Here is a 15,838-nt window from a genome sequence, read left to right on the forward strand (position 1 = left end):
CTTGGCCCTGTCCTTTCGGCTGGGCACGAGTTTTGCAGGGGTGGTGTCCGGGTGTCATCGATCACCTGACGGGTTTCGTCCGTACGGGTCCCGATCAATTTCCGGATATCCGCATCCATCATCCGTGGAGACGGACGCCGCACGCCTCCACGGATGACTGACGACCGCCCGCCGCGCGGCCTTCCGCTGCCGTGCCCCCGTGCACCGGCCGCCCCACGCCAGCACCCCGGAGCCCGGCGTTCCGGCGGTACTGGACAGTCGATTGAACGAGCGTTTAGTCTGCTGTACATGCGTTCAATGCCCGAGGACCGCACCACACGGGCGGTCATCAGAGACGAGGCCCTGCGCCTCTTCGCCGCGCACGGCCCCGACGTGGTGACCGTCCGGCAGATCGCCACCGCGGCCGGTGTCTCGCCGGGACTCGTGGTGCACCACTTCCGCTCCAAGGACGGCCTGCGCCAGGAGGTCGACCAGTACGTCATCACCGTCTTCGAGGGCATGCTCAGCGAGCTGACCGGCGAGAGCGGCCCGGAGCTCCTTGGCGAGTCGGCCGCGGCGGCGCGCTCGCTCGGCGAGATCTTCCTGCGTCACCTGCCGGTCGGCTCACCGCTGCCGGGCTATCTGCGACGGCTGCTGCTGTCCGACACGGAAGCGGGCCGCGGCCTGTTCCGGCGGCTGTACGCGATGAGCAGGGAGACGCTGGACGACCTCGCCGAATCGGGCGCCGCCGCCCGGGGCGGCGACCCGCAGGTCCGTGCCGCGCTGCTGCTGGTCAACGACCTGTCGGTGTTCCTGCTCCGTGACCAGCTCACCGGGGTACTCGGCGTGGACCCGCTGTCGGCGGCGGGCCTGGCCCGCTGGGGCCCGGAGCTCCTGACCATCTACGCGGGCGGGCTGAACGCGCCACCGGAAGCACCCCAAACGCCCGAAGCACCCCAAGCACCTGAAGCTCCGCAAGCACCAGCACCAGCACGAACACCAGCAGCAGAACCGCAGGCGGAAACAGCTCAGCCGGAAGCAGAAGGAGCCCAGGCATGACCACAAGGCCGAAGCCCGCACTCACCGCCCGGGACATCCACAAGGCCTACGGCCGACATCAGGTGCTGCGCGGCGTGGACCTCACGGTCGAGCCCGGCCAACTGGTCGCCGTGGTCGGCGAGAACGGTTCCGGCAAGTCGACGCTCCTGAAGTCGATCGCGGGCACCCTGCACGTCGACAAGGGCGAGGTCACCCTCAGTGGCGCCCTCGGCTACTGCCCCCAGGACCCGGTCCTCAACGCCAACCTCACCGTGGACCAGCACCTGCGCTACTTCGCCGCCGCCCACCGCCTGACCAGCCTGGACCGCGCGGACGAACTGGTGGACCTGCTCGGCTACGCGAAGTACCGCGAGACCGCGGCGGGCGACCTGTCCGGCGGCACCCGCCAGAAGCTCAACCTCACGCTCGCGCTCCTGCACGACCCCGACGTCCTGCTCCTCGACGAGCCGTACCAGGGCTTCGACTGGGAGACGTATCTGCGCTTCTGGGACCTCGTCGACCAACTGCACGAGCGGGACAAGGCCGTGGTCGTCATCACCCACCTCGTCTTCGAGCAGGAGCGCTTCGACGTCCTCGCCGACCTCGTCGACGGCCGGCTGACGCCGCGCGATCTGGAAGTGAAGGAGCACACCCATGCCGGCGCCTGACACCCTCACGGGCACCCCGCTCTACGCCCAGTTCCCGACCGCGCTGCGGTTCTCCGTACGCGAACAGAGCCGCAACCGCCTCGCCGCGCTGCTCCTGCTCGGGTTCGTGCCGCTCTGGTACCTGCTGATGACGTCGATCGCGGGCGACAAGGGCCTGGACTTCAAGCTGTACGCCACCGGCGACATGCTGAGCGTCTCCGGCAAGCACATCACCCTGATCACCGCCGGGCTCAACTCACTCACGATGATCTCCGGCTTCGTCGTCTTCGACGCCGTCCGCAAGGCCCTGGCCTTCGACAGGCGCCTCGCCTTCGCCGGGTTCCGCCAGTCCACCCTCATCGGCGCCAAGATGCTCGCCATCGGCATCGTCGCGGGCACCATCGCGCTCTACACGGCCCTCGCGCTGCTCCTGTACTGGCGCCCCGGGTTCACGGGCTGGGCGACCATCCTCGCCGGGTTCGTCACCATGACCCTCACCTACGGCTCGCTCGGCCTGCTCCTCGGCGTCCTGGTCAAGAACGACCTGGAGGGCTTCTTCCTCATCATCATGGGCGGCCTCACCGACACGTTCCTGCAGAACCCGCTCGGCAACCCGGCCGCCAACAAGCCGGTCCTGCAGTACTTCCCGTCCTTCGGGCCGATGCAGTTCTCCGTGGGCGGCTCGCTCGGCGACACCGTCCTGTGGCGCTACCTCGGTCTCGGCCTGATCTGGGCGGCGTCCTTCGCCGTCATCGGCCTCATCGTGTTCCACGTCCGGACCCGGAGCCGCCGCCCCACGGGCTGACGGCCCCGGATCCCGGGGTGGCACGCGGCTACTGCGCCGGGGCGGCCTGCCCGGACTGCTCGGTCCGGCCGGTCTGTCCCGACTGGCCGAGCCGCCGCAGCGACGCCACCAACTGGTCCACCTCGTCCGAGGTGTTGTACAGCGCGAACGAGGCGCGGGCCGCCGACTCCAGGCCGTAGTGCGCGAGCGCGGGCTGCGCGCAGTGGTGGCCCGCACGGACCGCGATCCCGTCCTTGTCCAGCCAGCTCGCGATCGACGCCGGATCGTGGCCCGCCATCGTGAAGGTCATGACCGCGATCCGCTCGGCCGCCGACCCGATCACCTCCAGGCCCGGCACGGTCGCCATCGCCTGCATCGCGTACGCCATGAGCGCCTGCTCGTACGCCGCCACGGCGCTCTGGTCGAAGCCCCGCAGCCAGTCGATCGCCGCCAACAGGCCGACGACGCCCGAGATGTGGCCGGTCCCGGCCTCCATCATGTGCGGCATCGCCGCGAACGTGGTCCGCTCGAAGCTCACCGACTCGATCATGTTGCCGCCGCCCTGCCAGGGCTTCATCTCCGCCATGGCCTGCGGCGTCGCGTACAGCGCGCCGATGCCCGTGGGCGCGAACAGCTTGTGCCCGGAGAACGCGTAGAAGTCCGCGCCGAGTTCCTGCACGTCCACCGGCATGTGGGCCACCGCCTGCGCGCCGTCCACCAGCACCTTCGCGCCGTACCGGTGCGCGAGCGCCGTCATCTCGGCCACCGGCGGCACCGTACCGAGCACGTTCGAGGCCTGGCTGACCACGACCATCCGGGTGCGCGCGGACAACAGGTCGGCGTACGCGGCCTGGTCGATCTCGCCGTCCGGCGTCAGCGGCACGGGCACGACCCGTGCGCGCGTCTCCTCGGCGATCAACTGCCAGGGCACGATGTCCGAGTGGTGCTCCAGGACGGGCACGAGGATGTCGTCCCCCGGCCCGAGGTGGGCCCGGCCCCAGCTCTGCGCCACCAGGTTGATCGCCTCGGTGGTGCCCCGCACGAACATGATCGTGTCGGGCGAGGGCGCCCCCAGGAACTCGGCGACCGCGCCGCGCCCCGCCTCGTACAGCTCCGTGGCCTCGCGCGCCATGGTGTGCGCGCCGCGGTGGATGTTGGAGTTGGCCGCGCTGTAGTACGCGCTCACGGCCTCGATCACCTGCCGCGGCTTCTGCGTGGTCGCCCCGTTGTCGAGCCAGACGAGCGGATGCCCGTTGACGGTGCGGTGCAGGATCGGGACGTCCTTGCGGGCGGCCTCGGGCGAGAAGGCGCCGGGGGGCGTCGCGGTGAGGCCGGAGAGGTCGGCCGGGGGTGCGGCGGGGACGGTGGTGGCCGCCGTCGGTGTCTCGGCGGGGACGGCCGGTACGTCCGCGGGGGCGGGGGTCGCCGCCGCGGGCACGCCGGTCGTGGGTACCGCCGGAGTCGTCGGCGCCGCGGTCGCCGAGGGCGTCGCCGGGATCCCGGCTGCCGAGGTGGCCGTCGGCGACGGCACCTGCTCAGGGGAACGCAGCAGCGCCCTGAGATCAGGAGTAGTCATGGTAGTTGTTCACCTCGACGTTCTGGAGCACCGCGATGGCGTCCTCGACCAGCACCGCCGTGTTGAAGTACGCCGTCATCAGGTACGAGCTGATGCCCTTCTGGTCGGTGCCCATGTTCCGCATGGACAGACCGGGCTCGACCTCGTCGGCGACCTCCGCGGGCCGCAGGCCGACCACGCCCCGGTCGGCCTCGCCCATCCGCATGAGCAGGATCTCGGTGGTGCCGAGGGCCGCGCCCGAGCCGTTGCCGCTGACACCGTTGCTGAACGGCACCTTGTCCGACGGGAGCAGCGGCACCCCGCGCCAGGTGAGCAGCGGGCTGCCGAAGCGGCTGTCCGTCACCGGGGGCACACCCCGCCGCGTACATTCGCGGCCGAAGGCGGCGATGGCCTTCGGGTGCGCGAGGAAGAAGCTCGGCTGCTTCCACACCTTCGACAGCAGCTCGTCCAGGTCGTCCGGGGTCGGCGAGCCGGTGCGTGTCTGCACCCGCTGGCCCGGCGCCACACTGTGGAACAGGCCGAACTCCGGGTGGTTGAGCAGCGCCGCCTCCTGCCGCTCGCGCAGCGCCTCGACGGTGAGCAGCGCCTGCTGGCGGGTCTGGTCGACGTCGCCGCTGTAGACGTCGTGGACGCGGGTGTGGACGCGCAGGATCGTCTGCGCGAGCGTCATGTGGTACTCGCGGGGCGCGTCCTCGTAGTCGACGTACGTGGCCGGCAGGTCGGGCTCGCCGACGTGGCCGGAGGTGAGGTCGACCGGCACCTCGGCCCCGGGCCGGACGCCGTTGCCGGAGACGTACGCGGTGATCGAGTTCCGTACGCCCGCGTCGCGGTCGGCGAGCGCGGCGAGGGCGCCGCGGTCGGCGCACAGCGCGGTGCCGGGGGTCAGGGCCCGCACGCGGTACGGCGCCTGCTCCTCGCGGGTCCAGGCGCCCAGGTCGAAGAACTGGCCGTCGCCGATGACCTCGATGAGCTGTTCCTCGCCGTAGCGCCCGGTCACCCGCTTCTCGGCGCGGCCCTGCACGATGATCCACAGCCGCTCGGCGGGGTCGCCCTCCTGCGCCAGGACCTGCCCGGCCTCGAAGCTGACCTCGGTGAAGGCGCCCGCGAGTTCGGTGAGGCAGGACTCCTCGGCGTCCCGCAGATACGGCAGTTCGCGCAGGTCGCCCGGTATGACGCGGGGCGAACCGCCGTCGGTGTGCGTGGCGATCCGGTCGTCGCCGAGCATGAACGTGCGGCGCCGGTTCACGCGGTACACACCGGACTTGAGGTCGACCCAGGGCAGCGCGCGCAGCAGATAGCGGGGCGTGGTGCCGCGCATCTGCGGCGCGGTCTTGGTCGCGGTCGCGAGTTGCCGTGCTGAATCCGGAGAGAGCGAAAGGCGATCGTTCACGGGAACCTCCTCGAAGACGGGCAGGGGCCGATCGTCTGCGTGCGGTTCCGTGACCACAAGGTGTAACTTTTCAACTACTTTTAGCGATCGGCCGGAAAAGGCCGACCATGGATCCGGGAGCGGGGATTCCGGCGCTGTACGGCAGGGGTGTGGCGCGCGGGCCCGGGCCGGGGCGACTGCCCGCCCGTCATATGCGACCGGTTTTCCTCCCCCACGGGTAGTTCGCGGCCCCCCAACACCCCCTTATGCAAGGCCTTTCGAGAAGGTTCGAGAGGGTTCGAGAAGGGGCAGCGGGCCGGGCCGGACCGGACGCCGGATCAGGCCTGGGTGTCGTCGTGAGGTACCGCCGGAACATCGACCGCATCCCTGTGTTCCGCGTCCCGCTGATGGGGGATGAGCACAGGAACCGCGCCCTGCCGCACGGTCACCGTGCGGGTCGGGGCGGGGACGGGGATGCCTTCGGCGCGGTAGCGCCGGTGCAGCCGCTTGATGAACTCGTGCTTGATCCGGTACTGATCGCTGAACTCGCCGACGCCCAGGATCACCGTGAAGCCGATCCGGGAGTCGCCGAACGTGTGGAAGCGGATGGCGGCCTCGTGGTCGGGGACGGCCCCGGTGATGTCCTTCATGACCTCGTCGACGACCTCGACGGTGACCTGCTCGACGCGGTCGAGGTCGGCGTCGTAGCCGACACCCGCCTGCACCATGATCGACAGCTCCTGCTCGGGGCGGCTGTAGTTGGTCATGTTGGTGCCCGCGAGCTTGGCGTTGGGGATGATGACGAGGTTGTTGGAGAGGTTGCGCACCGAGGTGTTGCGCCAGTTGATGTCGACGACGTAGCCCTCCTCACCGCTGGTCAGCCGGATGTAGTCGCCCGGCTGCACGGTCTTCGCGGCGAGGATGTGCACGCCCGCGAAGAGGTTCGCGAGGGTGTCCTGCAGGGCGAGCGCGACCGCGAGCCCGCCCACGCCGAGGGCGGTGAGCAGCGGCGCGATGGACACACCGAGCGTCTGCAGCACCACCAGGAACCCGATGGCGAGCACCACGACCCGGCTGATGTTGACGAATATGGTCGCCGAGCCCGCCACGCCGGAGCGCGACTGGGCCAGCGACTTGACGAGCCCCGCGACGATCCGGGCCGCGGTGACCGTGGCGGCGAGGATGAGCAGCGCCGACAGGACGAGGGTGACGGTACGTCCGGTACGCGGCGTCAGCGGCAGCGCGGCCGCCGCCGCGGCGAGCCCGCCCGCGATCGCCGCACACGGCACGAGCGCGCGGGCGGCGTCGACGATGACATCGTCCCCGCCCCACCGGGTCCGACTGGCCCGCTCCCCGAGCCAGCGCAGCGACATCCGCAGCAGCACCGCCGCCGCGAGCCCGCAGAGCACCGCTGTCCCGGCGATCGTCCAGTCGTGCAGAGTGAGGGCTCGGTCCATCAATACGCTCCCATGGTCGGCCGGTTCGCTCCCGTGCGCGAAGACACGGCCGCCCATCCTGCCCTACCTGGCCGGGGGTCCTGCACCGGCCCCCACCTGCGATCTTCGTCGCCGCACGGGGAGGATTCCGCGAACGCCCCGAGTCGTCGTCGGCTAGTCGTGCGGTGGGCTCGTCGGTGTGCGCAGGAGCGAGCCGTGGGAGGCCCGGTATTCGCTGGGTGATGATCCGTGGGTGGCGTGGAAGAGCCGGGTGAAGTGGGCGTGGCTGGTGAAGCCCCAGCGGGCGGCGATGGTCCGGATGGTGCACCCGCCGTGCCCGGGGTCCAGCAGGGCGCGCTGGCACTGCTGCAGTCGTTTGCGCCGGATCAGGGCCGCGGGGGTCGTGCCCGCGGTGGCGAGCACCTGTTGCAGGCGGCGCAGGGAGATGTGGTGGGCGTGGGCGACGGTCGCCGGTGACAGGTCGGGGTCGGCCAGGTGCTGGTGGATGAAGGACTGGACGCGGGCGAGCAGGGAATGCTGTTGGCTCTCGGGGGACAGCGCGTGCGGCGACTGGAGCTCGTGGGCCAGCAGGGCGGCGAGCAGTTCCAGGGCGGTGTCGAGCAGGCGGATGATGTCGGCACCTCGGTACCGGCTGTCCGTGCAGGCGATCTCCTGGAGACAGCGGGCGAGGACGGCGCCGATGCCGGTGTTCCCGGGGAGCCGTTGGGCCAGCAGCGGAGCCACCTGCGCCGCGGGGAGCGGCAGGAGTGCTTTGGGGAGGATCAGGGTCTCGAGCTTGCCGGGCTCGTGGTGCGAGGTGAACGGCTGGGAGGAGTCGAGGACGATCAAGTCGTCGGCGCTGAGGCGGGCGTCGTGGTTCCCCTGGCTGAATCGGGGTCTTCCGGAGCGCACGACGCCGAGGAGGTACCGCTCCGGGTCCGACTGCCGGATGAGCTTCTGGGTGCGCGCCGCGGAATACGACGACCACGACGTGCCGGTCGATATCTGCAGGGTGCCCGAGCCGAGTACCAGAGCCGATGCCTGGAAGCCCGCTTCGTCGTGACATCGCGCTCGGGTGGGGAGGACGGCGCGGGAGGTCAGCTCGTTCCAGTTGGCGAAGCGCTCTCCCCAGGGGAGGTCCTCGGTGGTGGACAAGGTCTCGATCACTTGTCCCTTGCCTTCCGCCGTGAGTGGGCCAGGGGGCACCCGGCCGCGCACGGTGCCCTCAAGCCAGCACGATGCACCCACGACGTTGGGCAAGTCTTGGGCAAACCTGCAACCCCCAGGCCAGACAACCCGGGCAGGGGCGCACCCCGCACGCCCGCCCCTGCCGTGCCAGGCCGCTGCCCCCGTAGCCCGCGAGGCCCCCACCGCCCCCGAGGCCCCACCGCCCCCTCAGCCCACCAGCCGCAGCGCCCCCGCCGCCACCCCCACCCGCACGCTCTGCCCCCACCCGAGGCCGAGCGCGTCGGTCTCCATGCCGTCGCCGAAGGCCACGAGGTGGTCCGACTCGACGGTGAGCCAGAGGCGTTGGCCGGCGGTGAGTTCGCCGCGCACGAGGGTGGTGCCGGTCGTCGGGGACGGCCAGGCCTCCCGGACGAACCAGAGGAGGCGGGCCTCGTACGGTTCCGGTGGGCGCGGGCCGTCCGCGGCCTGGCGGCGCAGCGAACCCAGCCAGCCAGTGGCACCCGTGCCGGTGCCGACCACGACCCCGGAGGACGCCTGGGCCTCCGTGCCGCCCGGCCCCGCGCCGGAGCTGAGGCGGTAGCGGGCCGTCTGGTGCCCGGCGGCGCCGACGTAGATCTCGTTGAGGGCGCGCAGCCGCTGGCCGTCGTCGGTCACCGCCTCGACCATGGTGAGTTCGTCCGCCCCGGCCGCCCCCGCCGCCGCGTGCGGCAGCAGCTTGGCCGCGTCGGCGGCCCGGTGCCGCACCAGCACACCGGGGTTCCGCCCCGGCTCGGCGTCGACCCCCACGACCGGCTGCCCCGACAGGTACTTGGCGGCGTTCGCGACCAGCCCGTCCTGCCCCACCACGACCACCACGTCCTCGGGCCCGAACAGGAACCGGTCCAGGTCCGCGCGCTCCACCCGCGCCGTCCGCCACCGCAGCGGCACCGCCGCCGCCACGTCGGCGAGCGCCCGCTGCGCCAGCCGGTGCCGCCCGGCCACCTCGTCGATGTCCCGGCCGCGCGAGGAGAGGAAGAACGCGGCCTGCCCGTGCGTGCCGTGCCGGGCGAGCAACTCCTCGTACTCGGTGGTGCGGTGCACGAGGACGGCACGCGGCGCCAGCGTCATGAGTGCCCTCCGCCGCCCGAGCCGCGGCTGCCACGCGCGCCCTGATCGGCAGCGGCGCCCGCGCCAGGGCTTCCCCCGGCCCCGGCCCCGGCGTCCGCGTCGGCACCCGCCTCGGCCCCGACGCCGCCCCCACCGCGCCCCAGCCTCCCCAGCAACCCCGTCACCACATCCGGGGTGAGCGTCAAGCTCTCGATGCGCGGCACGTTCTCCGCGAGGCGGGTCGCCGCCAGGGCGTGCAGGGTCGCCGGGTCGGCGCTCGCGTGGGCCGTCAGCCAGGACCGCTGGGCGGCGGCGCGCGCCTCGCCGACGGTGCGGGCGGCTTCGGCCTCGGCCTGGGCGAGTGCGACGGTGCGGGCGGCCTCGGCCTCGGTGCGTACGGCGTCCGCGGCGGCCTTCTCCTCGGCCTCGCGGCGCGCGTTGGTGCCGCGCCGGGCGACCAACTGCTCCTCCTGGCGAGCGAGTTCGATGCGGCTGGCGAGCTCGTTCTCGGCGATGGCGCGCTCGCGCTCGACCGCCACGGCCCGGCGCTCGAACGTGGCGCTGTCCGCGTCCTGCTGGATGCGCTCGCGCGCCGGGGTGCGCAGCGCGCGCTCCACCTCCGGCTCGGGCCGGATCGCCACCACGCGTACGGCGACGACCTCGATCCCGGTGGCGGGCAGCCGCGGTTCGGAGCCGAGCCCGGTGCGCACCCGCTCCCGCACCGCCGCCACCCCCTCCGCGAGCGCGGCCGACAGCGGCATCCGGGCGAGTACGTCGAGGGCGTGCTGCTGGGCCGACTCGGTGAGCAGCGTGGACAGTTGCTCCAGGGGAGCGGACCGCCAGACCCCGGTGTCGGGGTCGACGGAGAAGTCCAGGCGGGCGGCGGCCGCCGCCGGGTCGCTGATCCGGTAGGTCACCGCGGCCTGCACGGTGACGTCCTGGAAGTCGGCGGTGCGCGCGTGGAAGGCGACTGCCAACTCCCGGTCGTCGACCGGCACTTCGGACAGCGCCGCGCTCAGCGGGCGGAACCAGAAGCTCAGCCCCGGCCCGTCGTGGGCGAGCTTCCCGTTCTTGTGGTGCCGGATGTGCGCGGTCGGCGCGGACCGCAGATGGCGCAGGCCAAGGCGCCGGGTGATGTCGGCCATGGTGGAACCCCTCCCCGTTTTTCGTCATCCCGACGATAGGGCTCCGGCGCGCTTATCGTCAAGACGACCAAAAGGGGAGGTGGCGGGGAGGGGGCCTGCTGCGGGGAGCCGTTCGCCGGGCCGACTCGGGCCAGGAGGCCCCCTCAGCCCTTCCGCCCCACCCCCGCGTACAACGGCACCTCCGTCCCGTCCCGCACCTCGTCCACCCCCAGCTCCGGACGCCAGTCGGGCGGCCACACCAAGCCCGGCTGGAGCAGTTCGAAGCCGTCGAAGAGGCGCTCCACCTCGGCTCGGGAGCGCGGGACCAGCGTGACGCCGCCCGCCTTGTACATCTCCACGGCGCGGTCGGTGCGCTCGGGGATCCAGTCGCCCGCCATCTGGGAGAGCACCAGGTGGCTGCCGGGCGCGAGCGCGCCGGTGAGGCGGGCGACGATCTCGCGTGCCCCGTCGTCGTCGCTGACGAAGTGCAGGAGGGCGATCAGGGAGAGGGCGATCGGCTGGTCGAAGTCCAGGACGGTGGCGGCGAGTTCGAGGATGCGGTCGGGCTCGCGGACGTCCGCCTGGAGGAAGGTGCTCGCGCCCGTCGCGGATCCGGCCATCAGCGGCTCGGCGTGCGCGAGGACGATCGGGTCGTTGTCCACGTACACGACCCGCGCGTCGGGTGCGGCGGACTGGGCGACGCGGTGCAGGTTCGGTTCGGTCGGTATGCCGCTGCCGAGGTCGAGGAACTGGCGGATTCCGGCCGTGCCCGCGAGGTGGCGGGTGGCCCGCCGCATGAACCAGCGGTTGTGCTGTGCGCAGTACTTGGTGCTCGCGTCCAGCGCGACCAGCTGCCGCCCCAGCTCCGCGTCCGCCGCGTAGTGGTCCGTGCCGCCGAGGAACCAGTCGTAGACGCGGGCGGGGTGCGGGGTGCCGGTGTCGAGGCCGTCGGCGGCGCCGATACCGTCGGCGGTGGGCGGGACTGCGGTCATGGGGGCAACTCCTCGGACGGGGACGGTGGTTCGGGCCGCTCGGGCCCGGCCGCGGGACGATGGCGCGGGGTCCCGTGACCGTACCGGCAGGGATCGTGCGGCGGTGCGGGCAAGGTCCCGTGACCGTACGGGCAACGGCCGGTGACCGTAAGGGAATCGGCCCTCCGTGGGGTCTTCCCGGCGGAGCAGCTTTATGCAACTCTCCTACCGAATCTCGACGCGAGCCGCGTCACACCCCTTTAATGGGGCCGTAGTCGAGCTGTCCCACCACTTCCCCCGGGGTGCAGAACTCATGCGAAAACGGACGCGTGGCCACGACCTGGCCGCCCTGCGTCGCCTCAACACCACCGTCGTCCTGCGCGCCCTGCACCGCCGCAGCCCCCAGACCCTCGCCGAACTCGCCGCGGGCACCGGCCTGTCCCGGCCCACCGTGGACGCGGCCCTGGAGGAACTCGCCGCCCAGGGGTGGGTGACCGAGGCCGACGCGGGGGAGCGGGTGCGGGGGCGGCCCGCGCGGCGGTTCCGGTTCCGGGGGGAGTCCGGGTACGTGCTCGGGGCCGACATCGGGCTGCACAAGATGGTGCTGCTCCTCGCCGACCTCGGCGGCAACGTCCTCGCCGCCGAACGCGCCGACATCGACCCGGAGTTGGGCGGCGGCCCGCGCCTCGCGCTGCTCCAGGACGGCCTCGACGCCTTCCTCGACGCCCACACCGTACGCCGTGACCTGGTGCTCGCCCGCTGCGTCGGCGTGCCCGGCGTGGTGGACGCGAGCGGCCACATCACCTCCGTCGTGGTGCCCGAGTGGTCCGGCGTGGACCTCGGCCGCCTGCTCGCCGACGGCGAGACGGGGCACACGCTCGTCGAGAACGACGTGAACCTCGCCGTGCTCGCCGAGCGCTGGCAGGGCGCCGCGACCCTCGCCGGGGACGTGGTCTGCGTCCTGACCGGCCACCGCGTCGCCTGCAGCCTCACCATCGGCGGGCAGTTGCACCGCGGCGGCCGGGGCGGCGCGGGCGAACTCGGCCTGCTTCCGCTGCTCGGCATGGGCCGCGCGCACGAGGCCCTGGCCTGGAAGGACGGGCTGCGCGACGGCGAGTCCGAGGTGGCCGCGCTGGCCCGGGCGGCCGACGCCGCGGACCCGCGCGCGCTCGACGCCATAGCGGACTTCGCCGACCGCATCTCGCCCGGCATCGCCGCCCTCGCCCTCGCCCTCGACCCCGAACTCGTCGTCCTCACCGGCGGCGCGACCCCGCTCGGCGCCCACCTCGTACCGCTCCTGGAGGAACGGCTGCGGCCCCAGACGCTGCACGTCCCCCGGATCGCCCTGAGCACCCTCGGCGAGCGCGGCGTCGCCCTCGGCGCCGTGCGCAAGGCACTCGACCGCGTGGAGGAGGAACTGCTCGCGGACCCGGTCGGCTGACCGCCGGCGCCCGGGTCGGCGCCCGCGCCGGGCCCGGCCCCCGGTGACCTCAAGCCACCCCCACCCCAACGGAAGCGGAGGCGCGTATGCGCAGGAGGACCCTCCTCTGCTCAGGCCTGGCCGCGGCGTCGGCCCCGGTGCTCGCCGCCTGCTCGGACGAGGGCGGCGGCGCCGACGGCGGCGGCCGCACCACCGTCTCGTACGGCATGTGGGACCCCGCCCAGGTCCCGGGCATGAAGCAGATCATCGCCGCGTTCGAGAAGGCGAACCCGGACATCTCCGTGCGCATCGAGCTCACCCCGTGGTCGAGCTACTGGACCACCCTGAAGACATCGATGCGCGGCGGCACCGCCCCCGACGTGTTCTGGATGAACGCCGTCAACTTCCAGCTCTACGCGGCCCACGACGTCCTGGAGCCGCTGTCCGAGCACATCGAGCACGACCGGACCCCGGTCGACCGCCACCCCGAGCAACTGGTGCGGCTGTACGCGTACGACGGGATCCAGTACGGGCTGCCCAAGGACTTCGACACCATCGGCCTCTGGTACAACAAGGACCTCTTCGACAAGGCGGGCGTCAAGTACCCCGACACCAGCTGGACCTGGGACGACCTGCGGGACGCCGCCGCCGAACTCACCAACCCGCGCGAGCGCGTGCACGGCTTCTGCTCCGAGATGCAGCGCCAACTCGTCCTCTACCCGGCCATCCACGCCGCGGGCGGATACGTCCTGCGCGACGGCCACTCCGGCTTCGGCGACGAGCGCTCCGTCGAGGGCCTGCGATTCCTCACCGACATGATCGACCGCGGCTGGTCGCCGCCGCAGTCCGCGATGGTGGAGAACATCGGCCGGGTGCGCTTCTGGTCCGAGAAGGTGGCCATGGTGCACGACCTGTCGGCGATGGCCGGGCAGATGTACGCCGTGCCCGCCCTCAAGGACCACGCCGGAGTCACCGTCCTTCCCAAGGGCCGCGAGCGCACCACCGTCATCCACGGCCTGGCCAACGTCATCTCCGCCAAGAGCGACAAGAAGGCCGCCGCCTGGAAGTTCGTGCACTTCATGGCGAGCCGCAGGGCCGCCGAGATCCAGGCCGAGTCGGGCGTCACGATCTCCAGCTACGCGGGCACCCAGGACGCCTGGCTGAAGTCGATGCCGGAGTTCGACCTCAAGCACTTCATCGACATGGAGAAGTACGGCGTGCCGTACCCCAGCTCGAAGAACACCGCCGTCTGGGAGAACCTCCAATACCCGCTCCTCGGCGCCGCGTTCAGCGGCAAGGGCGGCATCGAGGACGCCGCCCGCACCCTGGGCGAGCAGATGGACCGGGCCCTGAAGGAGGAGCGCGGCTGATGAGTCTCTTCCCCGCCACGGCGGCCGCGAAGTCGGCCGGACGCCGGGCACCCAGGACCGCCGCGCGGCCGGTCCGGCGCGGCCAGCGGGCCGCGTACGGCTTCATCGCGCCGCTCGGCATCGGCTTCGGCGTCTTCTACTTCTGGCCGATGATCCAGACGTTCTACTTCAGCTTCACCGAGTTCGGCCCCTTCGGCGGCCACACCTGGACCGGCACCGACAACTACGCGCGCGTGCTGCGCGACGTCACCGTCTGGCAGGCCCTCGGCAACACCCTCATCTACTGCGGCATCGGGCTGGTCGCGCTGCCCCTCGCCATCGTCGTCGCCGCGCTCCTCAACCGGCGCGGACTGCGCGGCGTCGCCGTCTACCGCGCCCTGTACTTCGTGCCGTTCGTGACCCTGCCCGTCGCCGTCGGCCTGGTCTGGAACTGGCTCTACAACGGCGACTTCGGGCTCCTGAACGAGATCCTCGGGTGGTTCGGCGTCGACCGGCACTACTGGGTGTCGGACCCCTCGACGGCCGTGCTCGCCATCGGCGCCGTCATGGTCTGGTCGACCACCGGCTACTACTTGATCATCTTCATGGCGGGCATCAAGTCGATCCCCCGGGACTACTACGAGGCCGCGGAGCTGGACGGCGCGGGCCCCGTGCGCCGCTTCTTCACCATCACCCTGCCGCTGCTCAGCCCCACGCTGTTCTTCGCGTCCGTCATCTGCATGATCCAGTCCCTGCAGACCTTCGACCTGATCTTCATCATGATGGGCGAGAAGAACCCCGCGGTCGGGGAGACCCAGTCGGTCGTCGGCCTCTTCTACACATGGGCGTTCATCGAGAACGCCCAGGGCGCCGCGGCCGCCCTCGCCTTCCTGCTGATGCTGCTCATCGCGGGCCTCACCTATCTGCAGTTCCGGCTCCAGCGGAAGTGGGTGCACTATGGCTGACACCGAGATCACCGGCGCGCGGGCGACCGGTGCCGAGGCCGCCGTCGCGCGACCCCGGTGGCGTGTCAACGGCGGCTCCGTGGCCACCCACTTGGTGCTCTCGCTCGGCGCCCTCGTGATGGTCTTCCCGTTCCTGTGGCAGGCGCTCACCGCGCTCAAGTCGCTCGCCGAGGTCTCCCGGGTACCGCCCACGTTCCTGCCCGACGACTGGAACTGGTCGAGCTTCGACGAGGTCTTCACCGCGATGCCGTTCCGCGAGATGCTCACCAACAGCGCGCTGGCCACCGCCGGACGCACGGCGGGTCAGCTCGTCTTCTGCTCGCTCGCCGCCTACGCCTTCGCGCGCATGCAATTCCGGGGCCGCGACCTGCTGTTCGGCCTCTTCCTGTCCGTCCTGATGGTGCCGAGCTCCCTGCTCGTGCTGCCGCAGTACGACATCATCCAGCAGTTCGGGCTGCTCAACTCGACGCCCGCGCTGTTCCTGCCCGGCATGTTCAGCGCCTTCGGCACCTTCCTGCTGCGCCAGGCCTTCCTCGCGCTGCCCAAGGAACTGGAGGAGGCCGCGCGCATCGACGGCGCGGGCTCCTTCCGCATCTTCTGGTCGATCATGCTGCCGCTGATCCGGCCCGCGCTCGCCGCGCTCGCCGTCATCACCGCGATGACCGCCTGGAACGACCTCCTGTGGCCCCTCATCGTCAACACCGACCCCGACGCCATGCCGATCAGCGCGGGCCTGACCTCCCTCGAGGGCCAGTACGAGACCAACTACCCGGTGATGATGGCCGGGTCGCTGATCGCGAGCCTGCCGATGCTGCTCGTCTACGTCTTCCTGCAGCGGCACTTCGTACAGAGCGTCGCCTTCTCCGGGTCCAAGGGCTGACGGCACACCGACGTACAGAGAAAGGC

The 15,838-nt window shown here is 71.8% G+C and carries 13 protein-coding genes and 1 pseudogene; 7 read left to right on the forward strand and 7 right to left on the reverse strand.

The window, feature by feature from the left end; genetic code table 11:
• Window positions 1–288: 288 nt before the first annotated feature.
• From IE274_RS26110 to IE274_RS26120, 3 genes are read left to right on the forward strand one after another with little or no spacing between them, the layout of a single operon-like run.
• The gene (locus tag IE274_RS26110; RefSeq protein ID WP_190118327.1) at window positions 289–1,038 is read left to right on the forward strand and encodes a TetR/AcrR family transcriptional regulator; all 750 of its coding nucleotides are present in this window, start codon (window positions 289–291) and stop codon (window positions 1,036–1,038) included.
• A complete protein-coding gene (locus IE274_RS26115) occupies window positions 1,035–1,685 on the forward strand; it encodes an ABC transporter ATP-binding protein (RefSeq protein ID WP_190118328.1) in 651 nt (216 codons plus the stop codon). Before IE274_RS26110 ends, IE274_RS26115 begins: the two co-directional genes overlap by 4 nt.
• On the forward strand, window positions 1,672–2,469 hold the full coding sequence (locus IE274_RS26120) for a hypothetical protein (RefSeq protein WP_190118329.1): 798 nt from the start codon (window positions 1,672–1,674) through the stop codon (window positions 2,467–2,469). The genes IE274_RS26115 and IE274_RS26120 overlap by 14 nt, the downstream gene beginning before the upstream one ends.
• Before the next feature lie 28 nt (window positions 2,470–2,497).
• Here IE274_RS26120 and IE274_RS26125 read toward each other — a convergent pair whose 3' ends face one another.
• The 7 genes and pseudogenes from IE274_RS26125 to IE274_RS26155 form a co-directional block, all read right to left on the reverse strand.
• On the reverse strand, window positions 2,498–4,024 hold the full coding sequence (locus tag IE274_RS26125) for a cysteine desulfurase (RefSeq protein WP_190118330.1): 1,527 nt from the start codon (window positions 4,022–4,024) through the stop codon (window positions 2,498–2,500).
• The gene (locus IE274_RS26130; protein ID WP_190118331.1) at window positions 4,011–5,414 is read right to left on the reverse strand and encodes a family 2B encapsulin nanocompartment shell protein; all 1,404 of its coding nucleotides are present in this window, start codon (window positions 5,412–5,414) and stop codon (window positions 4,011–4,013) included. The genes IE274_RS26125 and IE274_RS26130 overlap by 14 nt, the downstream gene beginning before the upstream one ends.
• A gap of 317 nt (window positions 5,415–5,731) precedes the next feature.
• Complete coding sequence (locus tag IE274_RS26135; protein WP_190118332.1) at window positions 5,732–6,850, reverse strand: mechanosensitive ion channel family protein; 1,119 nt, start codon at window positions 6,848–6,850, stop codon at window positions 5,732–5,734.
• A gap of 153 nt (window positions 6,851–7,003) precedes the next feature.
• Entirely contained in the window at window positions 7,004–7,996 is a 993-nt protein-coding gene (locus IE274_RS26140; protein ID WP_190118333.1) for an AraC-like ligand-binding domain-containing protein, read from the reverse strand.
• A 228-nt stretch (window positions 7,997–8,224) separates the two neighbouring features.
• Entirely contained in the window at window positions 8,225–9,124 is a 900-nt protein-coding gene (locus IE274_RS26145) for a hypothetical protein (RefSeq protein ID WP_190118334.1), read from the reverse strand.
• Window positions 9,125–9,237: 113 nt separating this feature from the next.
• Window positions 9,238–10,248, reverse strand: a pseudogene (locus IE274_RS26150) (SPFH domain-containing protein); the annotation flags it as partial.
• 143 nt (window positions 10,249–10,391) lie between these two features.
• Window positions 10,392–11,219 carry an SAM-dependent methyltransferase gene (locus tag IE274_RS26155; RefSeq protein WP_190118336.1) on the reverse strand — a complete coding sequence of 276 codons (828 nt, stop codon included), beginning with the start codon at window positions 11,217–11,219 and terminating at the stop codon, window positions 10,392–10,394.
• 292 nt (window positions 11,220–11,511) lie between these two features.
• Here IE274_RS26155 and IE274_RS26160 point away from each other — a divergent pair, with 292 nt between their 5' ends.
• The 4 genes from IE274_RS26160 to IE274_RS26175 all read left to right on the forward strand — a co-directional run bounded on the left by IE274_RS26160 (window position 11,512) and on the right by IE274_RS26175 (window position 15,812).
• Window positions 11,512–12,639: an ROK family transcriptional regulator gene (locus IE274_RS26160; protein WP_190118337.1), complete on the forward strand. Its 1,128-nt coding sequence runs from the start codon at window positions 11,512–11,514 to the stop codon at window positions 12,637–12,639.
• 86 nt (window positions 12,640–12,725) lie between these two features.
• Window positions 12,726–13,988, forward strand: a complete 1,263-nt coding sequence (locus IE274_RS26165; protein ID WP_229909812.1) for an ABC transporter substrate-binding protein — start codon at window positions 12,726–12,728, stop codon at window positions 13,986–13,988.
• Complete coding sequence (locus IE274_RS26170; RefSeq protein WP_190118338.1) at window positions 13,988–14,932, forward strand: carbohydrate ABC transporter permease; 945 nt, start codon at window positions 13,988–13,990, stop codon at window positions 14,930–14,932. Before IE274_RS26165 ends, IE274_RS26170 begins: the two co-directional genes overlap by 1 nt.
• Entirely contained in the window at window positions 14,925–15,812 is an 888-nt protein-coding gene (locus IE274_RS26175) for a carbohydrate ABC transporter permease (RefSeq protein WP_190118339.1), read from the forward strand. The genes IE274_RS26170 and IE274_RS26175 overlap by 8 nt, the downstream gene beginning before the upstream one ends.
• Window positions 15,813–15,838: the final 26 nt, after the last annotated feature.

The organism is Streptomyces flavofungini (assembly GCF_014650815.1).
GTDB classification, from domain to species: Bacteria; Actinomycetota; Actinomycetes; order Streptomycetales; family Streptomycetaceae; genus Streptomyces; species Streptomyces flavofungini.